Consider the following 17259-nt stretch of genomic DNA (forward strand, 5'->3'; position numbering starts at 1 on the left):
CCGGAGCCGCAGAATGCCCCAGCCGACCGACATCAATGTCATTCACCTCACCACAGCTGATGCAGCGCTGCTGCACCGCATGCTCGACGTATTTGGTCGAGCCTTCGACGACCCCGACAGCTACGACCGCGCCCGGCCCGGGCCGGCCTATCTGCAGCGCCTGCTGGGCTCCAGCACCTTCATCGCGCTGGCGGCGGAGCAGGGCGGTGAGGTGGTGGGCGCCCTGGCCGCCTACGAACTGCCCAAGTTCGAACAGGAGCGCAGCGAGATCTACATCTACGACCTTGCCGTGCTCGTGACCCACCGCCGCCGCGGCGTGGCCACCGCGCTCATCCGGCACCTGCAGACCCTGGCCGCACAACGCGGCGCCTGGGTGGTGTTTGTGCAGGCCGACCACGGCGACGACCCCGCCGTGGCGCTGTACACCCAGCTCGGCACGCGGGAGGACGTGATGCACTTCGACCTGCCCGTGCGGTGGCCGTGAGTGCCGCGCAGGCGTTCCCAAGCCAGCTCGCACCGCAGCTCGCAGGGCGTAGGTACTCCAGTAAGCCCGCTGGGGCACAAGTCCAAGGCCGACCGGCCGGCATGGGCGCGGCTGGCGAGAATGGCGCATCACATGGAGATAGATCTGACATGGCCGCCACCCCGCTTCAACTCCAGCGTTGGCAAGTGCTCACCAGCGAACAGCAGCAATCCGTGCTGGCTCTGCACATCCCGCCAGAACAGATCGAATTTGCCGGAACGATGGCGCAAGCCGTTGCGGTGGGCGAGGGCGCTAGCCCCGACGAAGTCGCCGGCCTGGCCGTGCTTCAAGCCGGGGTGCCGGTCGGTTTCGTTGTGCTCTGCCAGGGGGCTCGGCTGCCGGAGTGGGCGCCCACCGGCGCCGTCGCCCTCAGGGCCATGCGCATCGACAGCCGCGAACAGGGCAAAGGCCATGGCAGGCACGCGCTGACCCTCGTGGAGGCCTGGCTGGGGGAACACTGGCCGGTTTGCCAACTGCTCGCGTTGTGCGTGGACGATCAGAACCTGGCCGCTCGGCGCGCCTACGAAGCGGCGGGGTTCACCGAGTACACGGCGCCCAAGGTTGGACGCATTGGGCTGGTGCGGTACTTGTCGAAGTCTTTGAAGGTGGTCGCGAGGGCGTAACACCCGATGGCCGGTTCAACACCACCGCGGTGCGCCTGAGTTGTTGCTCCGTTCAATGCGTGCCCGCGGTGTGCGCCACGCCCAACCGCTCGGCCAGCCCGGCCAGGCGCTGATCGAGCGTCCACAACCGCGCGCCGGGTGTGATGAGCGCCGACGCCAGCAGGCCCAGATCCACCAAACCGCAACTCTGGCCGTACAAGCGTTCGCGCTCTACAAACGCCATCACCTCGTCCACCGTGGCCACCTTGGCCGACTGCAACGCCGCCAGATCGGCCAGCGTCTGCACTCGGGCCGGGGGCGTGCCGCAAGCCAGTTCCCCCAGCACCCAGGGGTGGATCAACACGGCGTCCTGCATCAGCAGGCTGGTCAGCGCCTCATTGCGGCGGCGAAAGTGGTCCACCCACACCGAGGTGTCCACCAACACCGCCGTCATTCGGCAGGTTCCTCACGCCGACGTGGAACGTCGGTCATCTCGGGCGCGGCCGCGCCCAGCGCCGCCAGCCGCTTGGCCGACTGCACCCGCACAAAGGTGCGGAACACCTCGCGGAACAGGTCGGCCTTGTCCATGGTCGGGTCGGCGACTTGCAAGGCACGTTCGTACAGGGCGTCGTCGATGGTGACGGTGGTTCGCATGGGATGCTCCGGATGTGAACTCAAGTGGAGCATCAATTTTGATGCATAAACGCATCTTTTGGGGGTGTTCCTCAGCCTTAAGACCACATCCATCTAAACCGCACATCGTTACAGTGCAGACACGGTGTTTTGGTGAGATTCCATTCAAGAGCGATAGCACTTTGACAACCCTTGTCCTTCTGCCGGGCCTGGACGGCTCCGGCGACTTCTTCGGCGCCTTGTGCCGCCAGTTGCCACCGCAGTGGCGGACACATGTGGTGCCGTACCCGGGCGACCAGCCGCTCAGCTACAGCGAGCTGGCCCGGTTCGTATTGGCGGCCTTGCCCGATGACGGCCCCTTTATTTTGTTGGGCGAATCCTTTTCAGGCCCAGTGGCCATCCAAGTCGCGGCGACCCGACCTGCCGGCTTGATCGGCCTGGTGCTGTGTGCCACCTTTGCACGCAACCCCCGGTCGATCCTCAGGCCTTTGCTGGGGCTCACCCGCGTGGCGCCGGTGCGCGCCGCGCCGATGGGCATGCTTTCGCGCTGCTTGCTGGGGGCTGAGGCCAATGCTTCGTGGGCTGAGCGCATCAGGCAGGCTATGGGCGAGTGCTCTGTCGCCGTTCTGAGGAAGCGGGTCTGGGAAGTGCTGTTGGTGGATGTGCGCAGCCAGTTGGCCGATATTCGGGTGCCTGTGCTGTATCTGCAAGCAACCAAAGATTGGGTGGTGCCGGCGGAGGCGCTGATCGAGATGCAGCGTGTCTTACCGGGAATTCAGGTGGCCCGGATCGATGGGCCGCACTTCCTGCTTCAGGCTCGGCCTGGGCCTTGTGCTGAGCGGATTGCCGTGTTTTCGGAAAGTCTGATGGGCGCATCCGAAATCATTACCCATGGTGACTGATTGCTCTATCATTCCACGGGCCAATTGCCTTCAATAACAAGTCGTTTGCCTTTTCGATGCTTCAGATACCTACTATGTTATGAACAAGCTACTCATTGCCACCCTTGCCCTAATTTTAAGCGGATGCGCAACCTTCAAGGTTGAGCAGACAGAAGTCGTAGACACTAAAATTACTCTTGCTGATTCCAGTGCCCCTATCAAGGTCGCATTAAATGGTTCACGCTTTGGCGGCAGTCATTGTTATGAACCTATGATATTTGTCCTCACGCTGGGAATAATTCCAACTCACTGCGTTTCTAATTACAGCGTGACGATGGCTCCTGCAGAACCAGAACAAGGGCAGGCGGTACAGCTGGGTACGTTTAGAATAACTACCATGAGTGGGTGGATTGCATTATTTTTAGCTCCACTGCCACACTGGAATTTTGGTTCCCCAGAGAGTCCTGAGGTTGAAATCAAACGAGTCATAACGAAGAAGTGAATGCAAACAAGAAGGGCTGCCAATGGCAGCCCTTTTGGTGGAGGCGTTGAGCCCAATCAGTTCGCAAAAGCCGCAATCCCCGTAATCGCCCGCCCCAGAATCAGCGCATGCACGTCATGCGTGCCTTCATAGGTGTTCACTACCTCCAGGTTCACCAGATGGCGGGCCACACCGAATTCGTCGCTGATGCCGTTGCCGCCCATCATGTCGCGCGCCATGCGGGCGATGTCGAGCGACTTGCCGCAGCTGTTGCGCTTCAGAATGCTGGTGATTTCCACGGCGGCGGTCCCTTCGTCCTTCATGCGGCCCAGGCGCAGGCAGCCTTGCAGGCCGAGGCTGATTTCGGTCAGCATGTCGGCCAGCTTCTTCTGGATCAGCTGGTTGGCCGCGAGCGGGCGGCCGAACTGCTGGCGGTCCAGCACGTACTGGCGGGCGCGGAAGTAGCAGTCTTCGGCGGCGCCGAGTGCGCCCCAGGCGATGCCATAGCGCGCGCTGTTCAAGCAGGTGAACGGGCCTTTGAGGCCGCGCACGTCGGGGAAGGCGTTTTCTTCCGGCACGAAGACTTCGTCCATCACGATTTCGCCGGTGATGCTGGCGCGCAGGCCGACCTTGCTGTGGATGGCGGGGGCGCTCAGGCCTTTCCAGCCTTTTTCAAGGATGAAGCCGCGGATCTGGCCGCCGTCGTCCTTGGCCCAGACCACGAACACGTCGGCTATTGGGGAGTTGGTGATCCACATCTTGGCGCCGCTCAGGCTGTAGCCGCCGGGCACGGCCTTGGCGCGGGTGACCATGCTGCCGGGGTCGCTGCCGTGGTTGGGTTCGGTGAGGCCGAAGCAGCCGATCCACTCGCCCGTGGCGAGCTTGGGCAGGTACTTCTGCTTCTGCGCTTCGGTGCCGAACTCGTTGATGGGCACCATGACCAGCGAGCTCTGCACGCTCATCATGCTGCGGTAGCCGGAGTCCACGCGCTCCACTTCGCGCGCCACCAGGCCGTAGCAGACGTAGTTGAGGCCGCTGCCGCCGTACTGCTCGGGGATGGTGGGGCCGAGCAGGCCGAGCGCGCCCATCTCGCGGAAGATGGCCGGGTCGGTCTTCTCGTGGCGGAAGGCCTCGGTCACGCGGGGCAGCAGCTTTTCCTGGCAGTAGGCGCGGGCGGCGTCCTGCACCTGGCGCTCGTCGTCGGTGAGCTGGGCGCTCAGGTGGAACGGGTCTTCCCAGTTGAAGGTGTTTTTGGGGCTGGCCATGGTGTGTCTCCGGGCGGGTTGGAAGAGGGGATAAAAGAGCGGTTTGAGGGCGATTGTCGGCGCCGCATGAATAGCTGTCTAATATTGATTGCCGATTGATCAATACAAACTTCATATTCATGGAATTCCGCCACCTGCGCTGTTTCACCGTGCTCGCCGAAGAGCTGCACTTCGGCCGCGCCGCCCAGCGCCTGGCGATGACGCAGCCGCCACTGTCGATGAACATCCAGCAGCTCGAAGCCTCGGTAGGCGCGCGCCTGTTCGAGCGCAACAGCCGGGGCGTGGCGCTCACCGCCGCGGGGCTGGCGTTTCTGCCGCGTGCGCAGGCGCTGCTGGAGCAGGCGGCGCTGGCCGCGCGCGAGGCGCGCGACGTGGGGCAGGGGCTGGCGGGGCAACTGCAGATCGGCTTTGCCGGCACGGTGCTCTACCGCGGCCTGCCGCAGGTGCTGCGCGACTTCGCCGCCGCGCACCCCAAGCTGCGGCTGGCGCTGCGCGAACTCAGCAGCAGCGAGCAACTGGTGGAGCTGGTGCACGACCGGCTTGATCTGGGTTTCGTGCACACCACGCGCGTGCCGGCAGGTTTCTCGCAGATCCTCGTGTCGAGCCAGCCGTTCATGGCCTGCCTGCCTTCAACGCACCCGCTGGCCAAAAAGAAGCAGCTGTCGCTCGATCAGCTGAAGGGCGAGGCCTTCGCCATCGTGATGCGCGCCGTCTCGCCCGACTACCACGACCGCATTCTCGCGGCCTGTGCCGACGCGGGCTTTGAGCCTTCTCTGGCCTTCGAGCTGCGGCACTGGCTGAGCGTGGTCTCGGTCATTGGCCAGGGGCTGGGGGTCGGGCTGGTGCCAGCCGCCTTGGCCCAGGCGGGTTTGCCAGGGGTGGTGTTCCGCCCGCTGGCCCGACCGCTGCTGCCCTACGACACCCACTGCCTCTCCAAAGACGGGGGACACCACCCCGCGCTGCTGGCGTTTCTGGACATGGTGCGGCGCACCTCGGCGGCGCTCACCAGCGGCTGAAGAGATCACCTGCTCCTCTAACGCGTCCATGATATATAACAAGGACATGATTGCTCACATGGCCGCTTTGGGTAAAATGGCCATGTTAGAAAGGAGCATGTCATGGACACCCAGCAATCCACTCGCACCCTTGAGGCAGAGCACCTCGTCAGAAACTGGCTTGCTAAACATGGTTGGGGCTTCGATCCTGTGCCCCGTGGCCCTGATCGTGCGGATCTCGTTGCCAACAACGGGGGGGAGCGATTCATGGTGGAAATCAAAAACCTTTCCGAGGGGCGCCCCGACCGCGTGATCCCCTTGCTTTCTCAGGCCATCCTGGAGGCCCGGTCGTATACAGCGCGCGATGATCTGGCCAAGCCAATGGCCGTGGTGTATGTCGAGCGTGCTTCTTTGCCGCTCTACAAGCACGTGCTGAACTTTGCTGAACGGTATGCGCCTGACGTGGCCGTGGGCGTCTTGTCCGGTGAAGGCCTGGGGATCCTGAAGAGAGGGGGCTCGGATTCCCTCGCTATTGATGACCGCGATGAGTTCCTGCAGCAATCACGCGCTAGGCAGGACAGGACGACTGCGACACCAAGCCACAACCTGTTTTCTGATCTCAACCAGTGGATGCTCAAAATCCTGCTGGCTCCAGAGATCGCTGATGACCTCCTCAACGCACCCCGTGGCCGCTACCGCAGTGGTGCTGAACTGGCCGCTGCAGCCAAAGTCTCGGAGATGAGCACGTCTCGGTTCCTGCAGCAGCTGAGGCACGACAGGTTTCTGGATGAGTCCTCGGGATACATGGCACTCGTGCGCCGGGAGGAGCTGTTCGCCCATTGGCGTTCAGCGGCGCGGCGTCGCCCACCTGAAGCACCCATGCGCTTTCTCCTCAGATCGGCCGTGCCAGATCAGATTGCGAAGCTCGTGAGCGCTCAGCATGGCCAAGCCTGCGTAGGGCTTTTTGCGGCGGCTGATGCCTTGCGGCTGGGGCATGTGAGCGGCGTGCCACCCTATGTTTATGTACCGAGACTCCCCAACATCGGGAGCAAGGACGGCGGCTGGGACATGGTGAAGGCGTTTTCCGATGGGGCGCCCGACTTCATTCTTCGCCAGGCACCGTCACCACAGTCCACTTTCCGAGGGGCGTTGCACCGCGACGGTTCGGTGTTCGCCGACGTTCTTCAGGTCTGGCTGGATGTCTCGAATCACCCATCACGTGGTCAGGAGCAAGCCGACCTCATCTACCGCAAGATCCTGCAACCTCTGATCGAAGCAAGGCATTGAATGAACGACTTGGAAGCTTTTGCAAAGCTGGTGCAGGCGCTGGATCCGTGGCGAGGTCAGCTGGTCTTCATCGGGGGCTGGGGCCACCGCCTGCACACCCTGCACCCCAAGGCGAACCAGCTGGACCACCAACCTGTTTTCACAAGGGACACCGACTTGGCATTCCACAGCAAGACCCCCTTGGAAGGCGATATCAAGTCTGCACTCATTGCAAAGGGCTTCAAGGAAAACCTATCGGGAGACTTCAGGCCGCCGATTGCGAGCTACACGCTGGGAGATGAACAGGGTGGCTTCTATGCAGAGTTCCTGACGCCCCTGATCGGGAGCGGCTACAAGCGCGGAGGGGCGGCAGATGCCACCCTCCAAGCCGCTGGAATATCGGCTCAGAAAATCCGGCACCTCGACATCCTGATGGTTGATCCATGGATCGTCACCGTGGGCCCTCCGCACAACGAGGTGCCGCTCGATGTCCCAGTCGAGCTGCAGGTGGCAAATCCCCTTTGCTTCATGGTGCAGAAATTCCTCATCAAGAAAGACCGCAAGAAAGCCAAGCAGTCACAGGACCTGCTGTACGTGTACGACACCATCCAGCTGTTCTTTCAGCATCTGCCGCAGTTCAAGGGCAACTGGGAAGGGGTCGTCAAGCCTGCCCTGCAAGGGGCGAGCGAAACCGTTCTCAAAGAGTGCGCAGAATCGTTCGCCAGCGTCACGGATGAATTGCGTGAAGCTGCTGCAATCCCGCAAGACCGCAACGGTTTGACGGCGGCTGAAATGCAGAATGTCTGTAAGCACGCCTTCTCCCAGATCATGGGCATCTGAAGCGATGCCGTGGTCTCGTGAGCAATGCCCCGTGTGCTCATCGGGGCGCATTGACGCCACCTTTTTCTCAATCACCCTGGGAAAGACGCGTTTCATGTGCAAAAACAAGGAGTTGGGTGTGTTTTGACGGTCTTTTGGCGTGATCGGGCGCACCGGCCCAAGGGCACCATGCTGACCGGGAATCTGCGTTGGCTCACCCAGGGTCCGCATGGGGCGGCTTGCATCCAACGCGAAGCCACTCGCATGGACCACCAGACACGCCAAACACCAGAGTCGCCAGGCCCGGGCCGCTGCAGCGCAGCGCCCGAGGGTCCTGTTGCCCGTGCGATCACCACCGACCCGTCGCCCACCCCCCTGCGCGCGCCACCCAGGTCGATCAGCACGCGCTGGGTGCTGGAGCACCGCATTGTTTTTGACGGGGCCCTGGTCTCCACGGTGATCGAGCAGACGCCGGCTTCGGCCGAAGGGCCTGAGCCGGTGGAGCGGGCCGAGCCGGAATCGCCGGAGCCTGTGTCGGTCGCTGCTCCCACTCCAGCTCCCACGTCCACGCCGAACGATGCGGAGGACGAACCGCAGACCGCCGATGCCGACACTCCACCATCGGTGGAGTCGGTCGTGTCCACCGCGCCCTCCACCGACGACGAAGCACCGCCCGCCAGCGACACCACGGCCACCGACAGCGCATCGACCGACGGACCGTCAGAAGACACCCTGGCGGCGACCCCCGACGAACCCGCACGCCAGGAGCTGGTGTTCGTGGACGGCCGCGTGCCCGACCCCGCCGCCTTCGCCGCGCCCGGACGCGAGGTGATCGTGTTGAACCTGGACGAGGACGGCATCAACCAGATCGCCAACGCGCTGGACGGGCGCAGCGGCATCGACGCCATCCACATCGTGAGCCACGGCGACAGCGGCAGCCTGTCCCTGGGCAGCGGGGCCGTGACCGCGGATGCCATGGCGGCGCTGCACCGCGACGACCTGCTGGCCATCGGGCAAGCCCTGTCGCCCGAGGGTGACATCCTGATCTACGCCTGCGACTACGGTGCGGGCGCCGAGGGCGAAGCAGCACTGTCTCAGTGGGCCGACCTCACCGGCGCGGACGTCGCTGCCTCGACCGATGCCACCGGGCACACCGAACTGGGCGGCGACTGGACGCTGGAGGCCCAGTTGGGCACGGTGGACACCGCCGAGCTGACGCCCCAGAACTGGCTGCACGCGCTGGACCTCACGCTCACGCCCGTGGGCACGGTGGGCGCCGTGGGGCTGGCGGAAACCATCCTGGGCAACGGCGTCACCATCGTGTCGGCCACCTACAGCGGTGGCGCGGACCAGGCGGGCAGCTTCACCACGGGGTCGGGCGCCAGCTTCGATCCCATCGCCTTGGGCTTCAACGCCGGCGTGGTGTTCACCACCGCCGACCACATCAACAGCGTGGCCGGCCCCAACGACGACGACTTCTACAGCGTGGACGCGCCCGATGGCGTGGACGGCGACCCGATGTTCGATGCCCTGTCGAACGGCCTGGGTTCGTTCGATGCGTCCTTCCTGGACATCGTGTTCGTGCCGGACGTGCCGCCGGGTGCCAGCGCCGGGGACACCGGCCAGATGACGCTGGAGATCGTCTTCGGCTCGGAGGACTACAACGACTACGTGTACTCGACCTTCGGCGACGCCGTGGTTGTCAACGTCAATGGTGTGCACCAGGCCCTGGTGCCCAACGGGCTGCCGGTCGGCATCGACACCATCAACGACGCGGGCAACGTCAACCCGACGAGTGTGGAGTCGGATGTGGCCAACGACCCCAACCCCGAGAACACCTCCACCAGCTACGAAAGCGCCAACCCTTCGCTGTTCGTGGACAACTCGGGCGGCATGCTCAACACGCAGATGAATGGCTTCACCGTCACCATCCCGCTGACCTTCAGCGTGGTGTACGGACAGGCGAACACCCTGCGCATCGGCATCGCAGACATCGGGGACACACACTTCGACTCTTGGCTGTTTGTGCGCGCGGACTCGGGGCAGACCGGCGTGATCGCCGAGAGCGACACGGTGACCACAGCGGCCAACCTGCCGATCACGGTGGACCTGACCGCCAACGACACCAATCTCTCGGGTGGCACGTTGACCATCACCGAGATCCTGGACGTGCCCATGAGTCCGGGCGTCACCGCCATACTGCCTTCGGGGATGACGGTGACGCTGGAGGCCAACGGGCAAGTCACCATCACGGGCGATGGCTTCAGCGCCATGACCGACACCTTCACCTACCGGGTCAGCAATCAAGACGGCGAGACCGCGCTGGGCTCGGTGAACGTGACCATCCTGCCGGTCAACGCCACCCCGCCGGTGGCCGTTGATGACGCCTTCACCGGGGGCCCGACCAGCACCGTGCTGGACGTGCTGGCCAACGACAGCGATGCCGGCGACGGTGTGCTGAACCTGACCCGCATCAATGGCGCCAGCGTGGTGGTGGAGACGCCCGTGACGCTGCCGTCGGGCAGCACCGTCACCGTCCATGCCGACGGCACGCTGTCCTACGACGCGGCGCCCGGCGTGCCCGAGGGCGAAAGCTTCACCTACACCGTGTCCGACGGGCAGGGGGGCCACACCATGGCCACGGTGAGCATCCACCTCGACAGCGATGGCGACGGCGTGAACAACACGCAGGACATCGACGACGACGGCGACGGCATGCTGGACACCACCGAACACCTGGACGCCGAGGTGTCGATGATGGTTCCCACGCTGGCGCTGTCGGACCAGCTGGAAACCGGAACGGCGGTGGTTTCTCTCGAACCCGCCGGCCCCGCCACGCTGCCCGGTGGCGGCGTCACCGTGACCGTGCTGAGCGGCGACACCGGCGGCAATCAGTGGCAGATCTGGCAGCCGCCGCAGCCCACCGCCGACGTGGAGCTGTACGGGCAGTCGCTCACCCTGCCCACGCTCTACCTGGACCTGATCGGCTCGGTTCCCCGCACGATCGAGATCGACTTCGGCATCTCGGCCGAGGCCCTTGGCACGGGTGGCTACCAGTACCGCTACATCCTCGGCGTGGCGGGACAGGGCGGCGGTGCCGAATGGTCGTCCATCATGTCGAGCGAAACCCTGGTGGTGCTGGACAACGCCGACGTGTTCAACACGGGCATCTACGCACTGCTCGATGGCGTGGCGTCCACCACGCCGGGCCAGAGCGGGACGGTGATCACCACCAACACCGGGGGCTTCAACAACTACACCTTCTTCGAAATCAGCCCCGAGGCCGCAGCGCTGCAACTGACCTACACCGGCTACGACCCGCAAGGCCTGGTCTTTGGCGTGGTGGCGATTCCCATCGGCGGGGCGCTGGACCTGGACAGCGACGACGACGGTGTGACCGACAACATGGAGGCGCAGACTACCGCTGGCTATGTGGCGCCCTCGGGCACCGACAGCGACGGCAACGGCCTGGACGATGCTTACGAGAGCAGTCCCGGCGCGGGCGAAGGCCTGACGCCGATGGACAGCGACAGCGATGGCACGGCCGACGTGCTGGACGCCGACAGCGACAACGACGGCCTGTTGGACGTGGCCGAGCGTGGCGACGGTCAGCCGACCTCCGTCACGTCCACCACCGACAGCGATGGCGACGGGCTGCTGGACATCTTTGAAGGCAGCGATGTGCTCGACGGGTTCGACGCCAACGACGACAACCGGACCGCCAACACGCTGAACCTGAGCGGCGTGCCGGCGCTGCTGCCCGACGGATCGAACGCGGTCCCGCTGGTGAGCGATCTCCACTTCCGCGATGTGAACGACGCGCCGGTGGCCGCCGACGATCCGTTCGTGGTGGCCGAGGACGCGGCGCCCGCCGTGTTGGGCAGCGCACTGGACAACGACAGCGATGCCGATGGCGACGCGCTGGGCACCGGCGTGCAGATCAACACGCCCGGCAGCGCGGGCGGCCTGTTCAGCATCGACGCAGCGGGCCAGGTGAGCTTCGATCCCGACGGGGCCTTCGATGACCTGGCAGCGGGCCAGAGCCGCACCACCAGCTTCAGTTACACCGTGACCGACGGGCAGGGCGGCATGGCCACGGCCACCGTGACCGTGACGGTGAACGGGGTCGATGACCCGCCGCCGCCACCGCCACCGCCACCGGAGCCGGAGCCGGAGCCGGAGCCACCCACCAGGGCCGACCCTGGCACTCCCCAGCCGCCCAACGCGCCAGCCATGCCAGCCCCACCCGCCGTGCCGGGGGTGCCACCGTCCGCCGCCGGTTCAACCCCGGGCGCGCTGCCACCGCCTCGGGCGCCGGGCGCCTTGTTGAAGCGCGGCGCGATAAATGTAGGCTCTGAAGCGCGATATTTGATCCTACCTTCTGCTTTCGCCTAGGGAAACAAAATACCGCGCAGGGAAACTCAGAACAGGCCTGCGGGCTCTGCGGCACGGTCCCAGCTGTAGATCACCAGCTCACCACGCTCCGCCCTGTTCGCTCCACCACCCACCGTGTAGTCGATCTTCAGGCCCTCCATGTCGAAGCCCTGAAAGCAGGCCCTGATGTCTGGGTGGTCGTTGATGCTGACCACCGCCTTCCCCTTGATCGCCTTGAGCTTGGCCGCCATCAGCTCGTATTGCTCCCACGGAAACGGAACGCCATAGCCCTCGGTCTGCCAGTAAGGTGGGTCAAGGTAGAACAGCGTGTGAGGGCGGTCGTACCGGTCGATGCAGGTGCTCCAGTCGAGCTGCTCGATGTACACACCGCCAGCCAGGCGCAGATGCGCGGCCGACAGGTTCTCTTCGATCCGCAGCAGGTTGATCGACGGGCCGGTGGTTGCGGTGCCCCAGGATTGCCCGGACACTTTCCCGCCGAAGCTCTGCTGCTGCAGGTAGAAGAAGCGCGCCGCCCGCTGCACGTCCGTGAGCGTCTCGGGGCGCGTCTCCTGCTGCCACTTGAACATCTGCCTCGACGTGAGCGCCCATTTGAACTGGCGGACGAATTCCTCCAGGTGGTGGGTGACCACCCGGTACAGGTTGACCAGGTCGCCATTCACATCGTTGAGCACCTCAACCTCTGCCGGGTTGCGTGCGAAGAAAACGGCAGCGCCACCGGCGAACACTTCGCAGTAGCAGCTATGGGGAGGGAACCGGCTCAGCAGCAGGTCGACGAGACGGCGTTTGCCGCCGATCCAGGGAATGATGGGGTTTGCCATGGTGCAAGCTGTTTTCTTGGAGTGAAAACGGCCCGGTACAATCCCCTCGCCTGTACAGGTGGGGTGGCCCTGGGCCGAGCTTGCTGGTCTTATCAGCAGGGGAAGCGGTTGGGCTGGGTGTTGACGCACCTGGCCCAGCCGCCACTTCTTTACGGTGTCGGCGTGGGGGCTGCAGCAGGCAGCGGTGCCGAGCCCATGGGCACTTGAACCACAAACGGTTCCTTCACCACCAACGGCGGCTTGCTGGCCGCAGCAATGCCGGCCTCCGCAACCTGCGCCTGGGCCAGCTGCCCAGTGGACACCACCTTCTGCACGGCTTCGATGCCGTATTTCGCCAAGGCGAACTGCATACCGTCCTTCAGGACCGACTGGACGATCTCCTCCGGTGCGGCCGGAACACGTGCCAGCAGCGCTTGGCCGATGAACGGAGCGAACGCGGTCAGCATGTTGCTCTGGGTGCGAAGCGCGGTCGCCATCACGGTGCAACCCTCAGAACTGCCCGGCTCAGCCACCTTCGTCAGGGTCAGGTTGAGCGCGCCATCCGCCGCCTTCACCGGCCCGGCCGCAGACCGCACCACGTAGCCCGAGGCGCGCAGATAGCAGGCATTGATCGCGCTCAAGTCGCTCTCGGCCTGCAGGAGGATGTTGTCCTGATAGTGCGCCAGACGTTTCGTGTTTTCGTCGTTCGCCTTGTGAAAGCCCGCCCCCATCTGGGCGCAAGCACCCAGCGAGAGAGCGGCGGCGACGATGGCAAAGGTTCGAAGGGTCTTCTTCATGTTCATTCCTTGGTGGGGTTGGGTTTCAGGGCTTCGCGTTTGGCGTCGAGGGCGGCGCGGCGCTCAAGCAGGGTGCGTTTGAGGGCTTCAGCAACCGCAGTCGCTCGCACCGCTCGCTGTCCCATCGACTCCGCATCTGCCTCAATTCCTGCAATGTTTCGCTCGCTGATGGAAGCAAATCGACCACAGGTATCGGCAGCTGCTCGGCCTGCTGCGGCGGCGATGTCGGCGCGTTCTGAGTCGCGCAGGCCTGCAGAAGCAGCGCGGCCAGCAACGTCGGTAGCCAGACTGGACAGAATCGTGTTGTAAGCACCTTGCACCTCCTCATTGACTTGCACCAGGCGGGACAACTCCCGCGCGTTTTCTCGATGAGCCGTTGCCACCGCCTCGGCGACCTCGACCCGGCTCTTGTCCCACTGCGCCTGCACAGACGACGCGCCGCGCTTCTCAGCGGCATCCACGGCCGTGGAAACCTTGCCGCTGTGCCAGGCCAGCGCTGCGGCGGTGGCAGCGACTCCGACGCCCAGCCAGATCGCCCAAGACCACGCACCAGCACCGCCCATGAAAGCGCCGCCCAGCCACTTGATCGCCTTCACCGATTTGCTGCTCATACAAGCCCCCGGTACTTCGCCATCCGAGCAGCCACGTCCACCGCGTGATGTCGGTTGATCTCGCAGGCCGTGCGCCGCGTGCCCGGGATCACCCGCTTGCCGCGCAGACACACCCGATCCACGTGGCCGGCCCAGCGCATCGGGTCACAGCCCGCTGTCATGCCGCAGGCCCGGCGCTCTTTCGCCAGCATTCCCGGTCCGCCGTTGTAGGAGGCCGAGAGCATCTGCAGGCCGTCCTCGGTTCGTGGCACATGGGCCAGCGCCTGGTGTTCGGCGCGCAGCATCAACAGCATCGCCCGCACCTGGTAGTCGGGCCGGCTCGCGCAGTTCGCCCAGGTCCACCCGCGCAGCTGCTGCGGATAGGCCCGCACCAGCTCGCCCAGCTTGTCGAAGCGGCCGTAGACCTCGGTCACCTGGCCGAGGCCGCAGGCACGCTCCCGGGCCGTCTTGAAGCTGCTGGCCGGGTTCATGCACTTGGCGGGCATCGCAAAACAGCCACTCTCGTGCTCAGCCAACGCCAGCGGATAGGCCCGATCAGGGATGCCAGGCCAGATCGCGGCCGTCTCCGCGCGGAAGGTGCCCAGGTGGTCGTAGGCCCGGGTCGGGATCGTCGTGGCCACATTCGCGGCCACCACCAGCGCCGGCACCAAGGCCAGCAGCGCGATGCAGATCAGGCGGCGCATCTCAGCCACCCCGCATCGAGCTGACCGCGCCAGAGATCGCGGGCGCCGTGGCATCCAGGCCCCAGCAGAACACCACGATCAGGATCGCCAAGATCAGCGCGTTGGCGATCAGCGCCAGCCCAGCGGCCACGTTGCCCGCCAACACCTGCCGAAACAATTCCCGGTTGTCGGCTTCGATGTAGTCGCGAAACGCCTTGAACGACCACCAGGCAAACAGCAGGCCCATGGTCTTGGAGCCCAGCGCCTGAATGAACACCGCCAGCGAAGCCCAGGCAGCGTTGGGGAACAGACCCCGCAGCGCGCCCGACTCAGGGTCGGTCAGAACGATCAGCAAGGGCCAGAGCAGGAACATGCCCAGCATGAAAACGTGACGAAATCGAAGCATCTCAGGCCTCCGGTGTGGTGGGTGCCGCAGGTGCGGCGGTGGTGGGCACCAAGCGCTTCTGCGCCACATTGCCCGTGATGTAGACGCCGGCAGTGCCCAAGAGCACCGAAGCCGACGCCATGTCGATCTGCTTGCCCAAGGCCAACAGCACAGTCACGCAAAGGGTGACCAGCATGCACAGCACGAACTTGCGCCCGCCCACGCGATCCAGCGCCTTCATTTGCCTGCCCTCTCTAGCCGGTCGAGCAGCCGTTGTGCGTACAGAGCGAGCAACATCTCGGCTGTGACCCGACGTGTCGGGTAGCAGCCCGTCAGGGCAAGCCAGCACCACTGGTAGCAATACAGCAGGTTGTCGAGCCAGTGGCGCAGCACCGGCACCTTGCGGGCCACCTTGACCACCCACTTCAGCGGCGTGAAGTCAAACAACTCGGCAAAGTCATACCCGGTCCCGCGCGCGATCAGTGCATCGGCCTTGGCCTGCACCTCTGCGTCGCGCTCATCGCCCAGCGGCCACAGCTCCCAGCGCTCTGGTGTGTAGGGCGTCTTGCAGAAACCGTGGCGCGCCGTGGCGTGGTACAGCTGGTCGCCGATCACGATGCCGGCGTGCGGGAAGTCTGTGACCAACCGTTCCTTGATCACCCAGATGAAGAAGTGGTCCAGCCACTTGGCATCGGTGGCTGCGCCGCGTCGAAGAGCGAGGTACATGGTCAGGCTCCCGGACTGAAGAACTGTGCAGCTCGCGCCTGCGCACCTTCGAGGCCATAGAACGGCGTGAAGATGTCCAGGAACTCGGCCAGCGCTTTGGCCTTCGCTGCGGTCAGGATCGCTTCAAAGCCAGCGACCTCGGTGCAAGCAGCGACACGGTCGAGGGTCGCGCGCTCGATGCCGTCGACGGCCGCACCGACCGAGGCGAAGATCAAGCTGTTCGCGATCACCTTGTCCGCAAGCTGCTCGACCGATTCACCCAGTTCGCGGTTGCGCGCCTCTCGCTCCAGAACAGCGGTGTCAAACGCGGTGGCGGCACCGGCTTTGACCGCCTGGGCAGAAGCCAGTTGAATCGACCAGCGAGCCGCTTGAAGGTAGTGTTTCGACGATGCAATGCGCTCGCGGATGGTGTTGGCGAACACGGTCGTTCGGCGTTGTGCCGACGCCCGTTCACGCGCGAGCAGCACAGCAGCCACCGCTGGATCGTTGGCGGGCAACAGATCGGACTCAAGGCCCTCCATCGACACGTCAAACCCGATCAGTGAGCCATCGGCCCGAAACTTGTAGCCGATGACGCTCATTGCAGGTACTCCATGTGAAGTGAACTGTTGTTGCCTGCGCTGGCGATCATGCTGGAGCTGGCGATGCCAACGAGCGTGTAGACGTCGCCGGCCAGGGCATCGGTGCGCGCGAGCGGGCGTGCCTGCGAGTACTGCGTGCCCGTGGTGGTCATGTACTCCGCGAACGAGTCAAGAATCGTCGTCGTCACGGCGGCCCGCGTGCGCTGCACGTAGGCGGACATCGCGATGAAGGCGTTCAAGTTGTTCGTGGCAGACAAAATGCCCCGGATGTAGATCGATCCGTCCCGATGGGCAGTCAACGTTGTGATGTTTTTCGCCACCCCACCTGTGAGGGCGCTTGATGCGACACCACTGAATGTGGTGTAGCGATTCGCGACCACCTTCCACACGTCGCCCAGCCACATCCAATACTCGTTGTAGGGAGCAACCGACTTCCAGATCGTGTACGGGCTCGCGTCCGAGGGCGCAGCAGCTGGCCCGGTTGCAGCACAAGTCGCCGGGCTCAGCAATGCGCTGCGCAGGTACGCGGCCAGCTCGGTCGCGCTGTAAGCCCACCGCTCCCATTTCGTGATGTCGGTACCTGGTGCCACGTTGTTCGCGACAATCGCGCGCCACGACACTCCGCCGTGCATCACGCAGGCTTTCGCCGGGTAGCCAAAGGCAGCGGCCAGGTCGGCGCTCCATTCCGTCACGTTGCGCAGCCGCTGATACAGCGAGCGCTTCGCCAGTGGAAGCCCCATCAGGTTGACCGGCCCTTCAGTGCCTCCCAGCACCGGGTCAGTGACAGCAACTTGGTAGACGCCGGACGGCCACATGTCCGTTTCGAGGTGATAGGCCATG

20 protein-coding genes are annotated in these 17259 nt (G+C 64.6%); 8 read left to right on the forward strand and 12 right to left on the reverse strand.

Annotation, left to right across the window (positions count from 1 at the left end; translation table 11 throughout):
* The first annotated feature begins 13 nt into the window (after positions 1 to 13).
* Both B0E41_RS25240 and B0E41_RS25245 read left to right on the forward strand, forming a co-directional pair.
* A complete protein-coding gene (locus B0E41_RS25240) occupies positions 14 to 484 on the forward strand; it encodes an AAC(3)-I family aminoglycoside N-acetyltransferase (protein ID WP_077335716.1) in 471 nt (156 codons plus the stop codon).
* A gap of 149 nt (positions 485 to 633) precedes the next feature.
* On the forward strand, positions 634 to 1146 hold the full coding sequence (locus B0E41_RS25245) for a GNAT family N-acetyltransferase (RefSeq protein ID WP_171984875.1): 513 nt from the start codon (positions 634 to 636) through the stop codon (positions 1144 to 1146).
* Between the two features lie 52 nt (positions 1147 to 1198).
* Here the strand turns inward: B0E41_RS25245 and B0E41_RS25250 are convergent, their stop codons facing one another.
* Together B0E41_RS25250 and B0E41_RS25255 are read right to left on the reverse strand one after the other, a co-directional pair.
* Complete coding sequence (locus B0E41_RS25250) at positions 1199 to 1579, reverse strand: PIN domain-containing protein (RefSeq protein WP_077335720.1); 381 nt, start codon at positions 1577 to 1579, stop codon at positions 1199 to 1201.
* Complete coding sequence (locus tag B0E41_RS25255; RefSeq protein WP_077335722.1) at positions 1576 to 1779, reverse strand: DUF2191 domain-containing protein; 204 nt, start codon at positions 1777 to 1779, stop codon at positions 1576 to 1578. Before B0E41_RS25255 ends, B0E41_RS25250 begins: the two co-directional genes overlap by 4 nt.
* Positions 1780 to 1940: 161 nt before the next feature.
* Here B0E41_RS25255 and B0E41_RS25260 point away from each other — a divergent pair, with 161 nt between their 5' ends.
* Positions 1941 to 2660, forward strand: a complete 720-nt coding sequence (locus B0E41_RS25260; RefSeq protein WP_171984876.1) for an alpha/beta hydrolase — start codon at positions 1941 to 1943, stop codon at positions 2658 to 2660.
* A gap of 79 nt (positions 2661 to 2739) precedes the next feature.
* Positions 2740 to 3141: a hypothetical protein gene (locus tag B0E41_RS26895; protein WP_143434022.1), complete on the forward strand. Its 402-nt coding sequence runs from the start codon at positions 2740 to 2742 to the stop codon at positions 3139 to 3141.
* 56 nt (positions 3142 to 3197) lie between these two features.
* On the opposite strand, the gene B0E41_RS25265 is transcribed toward B0E41_RS26895, so the two are convergent.
* Positions 3198 to 4385, reverse strand: coding sequence for an acyl-CoA dehydrogenase (locus tag B0E41_RS25265; protein WP_077335726.1), 1188 nt, complete (start codon positions 4383 to 4385; stop codon positions 3198 to 3200).
* Between the two features lie 119 nt (positions 4386 to 4504).
* On the opposite strand from B0E41_RS25265, the gene B0E41_RS25270 reads away from it, so the two are divergent.
* The 4 genes from B0E41_RS25270 to B0E41_RS25285 all read left to right on the forward strand — a co-directional run bounded on the left by B0E41_RS25270 (position 4505) and on the right by B0E41_RS25285 (position 11860).
* Entirely contained in the window at positions 4505 to 5401 is an 897-nt protein-coding gene (locus tag B0E41_RS25270; RefSeq protein WP_077335728.1) for a LysR family transcriptional regulator, read from the forward strand.
* A gap of 102 nt (positions 5402 to 5503) precedes the next feature.
* On the forward strand, positions 5504 to 6667 hold the full coding sequence (locus B0E41_RS25275) for a hypothetical protein (RefSeq protein ID WP_077335730.1): 1164 nt from the start codon (positions 5504 to 5506) through the stop codon (positions 6665 to 6667).
* Positions 6668 to 7486 (forward strand): GSU2403 family nucleotidyltransferase fold protein, encoded by an 819-nt coding sequence (locus B0E41_RS25280; RefSeq protein ID WP_077335732.1) that lies wholly within the window; start codon positions 6668 to 6670, stop codon positions 7484 to 7486. It begins immediately after the preceding gene.
* Between the two features lie 243 nt (positions 7487 to 7729).
* Positions 7730 to 11860, forward strand: a complete 4131-nt coding sequence (locus B0E41_RS25285; RefSeq protein ID WP_171984877.1) for a DUF4347 domain-containing protein — start codon at positions 7730 to 7732, stop codon at positions 11858 to 11860.
* 26 nt (positions 11861 to 11886) lie between these two features.
* Here B0E41_RS25285 and B0E41_RS25290 read toward each other — a convergent pair whose 3' ends face one another.
* The 9 genes from B0E41_RS25290 to B0E41_RS25330 all read right to left on the reverse strand — a co-directional run bounded on the left by B0E41_RS25290 (position 11887) and on the right by B0E41_RS25330 (position 17258).
* Positions 11887 to 12678, reverse strand: coding sequence for a DNA adenine methylase (locus tag B0E41_RS25290; RefSeq protein ID WP_077335737.1), 792 nt, complete (start codon positions 12676 to 12678; stop codon positions 11887 to 11889).
* 149 nt (positions 12679 to 12827) lie between these two features.
* Positions 12828 to 13454, reverse strand: coding sequence for a hypothetical protein (locus tag B0E41_RS25295; RefSeq protein ID WP_143434024.1), 627 nt, complete (start codon positions 13452 to 13454; stop codon positions 12828 to 12830).
* Between the two features lie 2 nt (positions 13455 to 13456).
* Positions 13457 to 14065 (reverse strand): hypothetical protein, encoded by a 609-nt coding sequence (locus B0E41_RS25300; RefSeq protein WP_077335741.1) that lies wholly within the window; start codon positions 14063 to 14065, stop codon positions 13457 to 13459.
* The gene (locus B0E41_RS25305; RefSeq protein WP_077335743.1) at positions 14062 to 14748 is read right to left on the reverse strand and encodes a hypothetical protein; all 687 of its coding nucleotides are present in this window, start codon (positions 14746 to 14748) and stop codon (positions 14062 to 14064) included. Before B0E41_RS25305 ends, B0E41_RS25300 begins: the two co-directional genes overlap by 4 nt.
* A 1-nt stretch (position 14749) precedes the next feature.
* Positions 14750 to 15133 carry a hypothetical protein gene (locus B0E41_RS25310; RefSeq protein WP_143434025.1) on the reverse strand — a complete coding sequence of 128 codons (384 nt, stop codon included), beginning with the start codon at positions 15131 to 15133 and terminating at the stop codon, positions 14750 to 14752.
* Between the two features lies 1 nt (position 15134).
* Positions 15135 to 15353: a hypothetical protein gene (locus B0E41_RS25315; RefSeq protein WP_077335747.1), complete on the reverse strand. Its 219-nt coding sequence runs from the start codon at positions 15351 to 15353 to the stop codon at positions 15135 to 15137.
* Positions 15350 to 15838, reverse strand: coding sequence for a hypothetical protein (locus B0E41_RS25320; RefSeq protein ID WP_077335749.1), 489 nt, complete (start codon positions 15836 to 15838; stop codon positions 15350 to 15352). The genes B0E41_RS25315 and B0E41_RS25320 overlap by 4 nt, the downstream gene beginning before the upstream one ends.
* A gap of 2 nt (positions 15839 to 15840) precedes the next feature.
* Complete coding sequence (locus B0E41_RS25325; RefSeq protein ID WP_077335751.1) at positions 15841 to 16419, reverse strand: hypothetical protein; 579 nt, start codon at positions 16417 to 16419, stop codon at positions 15841 to 15843.
* Positions 16416 to 17258 (reverse strand): hypothetical protein, encoded by an 843-nt coding sequence (locus B0E41_RS25330; RefSeq protein ID WP_077335753.1) that lies wholly within the window; start codon positions 17256 to 17258, stop codon positions 16416 to 16418. The genes B0E41_RS25325 and B0E41_RS25330 overlap by 4 nt, the downstream gene beginning before the upstream one ends.
* Between the last annotated feature and the right edge of the window lies 1 nt (position 17259).

This window comes from Hydrogenophaga sp. A37 (genome assembly GCF_002001205.1).
Classification (GTDB): domain Bacteria; phylum Pseudomonadota; class Gammaproteobacteria; order Burkholderiales; family Burkholderiaceae_C; genus Hydrogenophaga.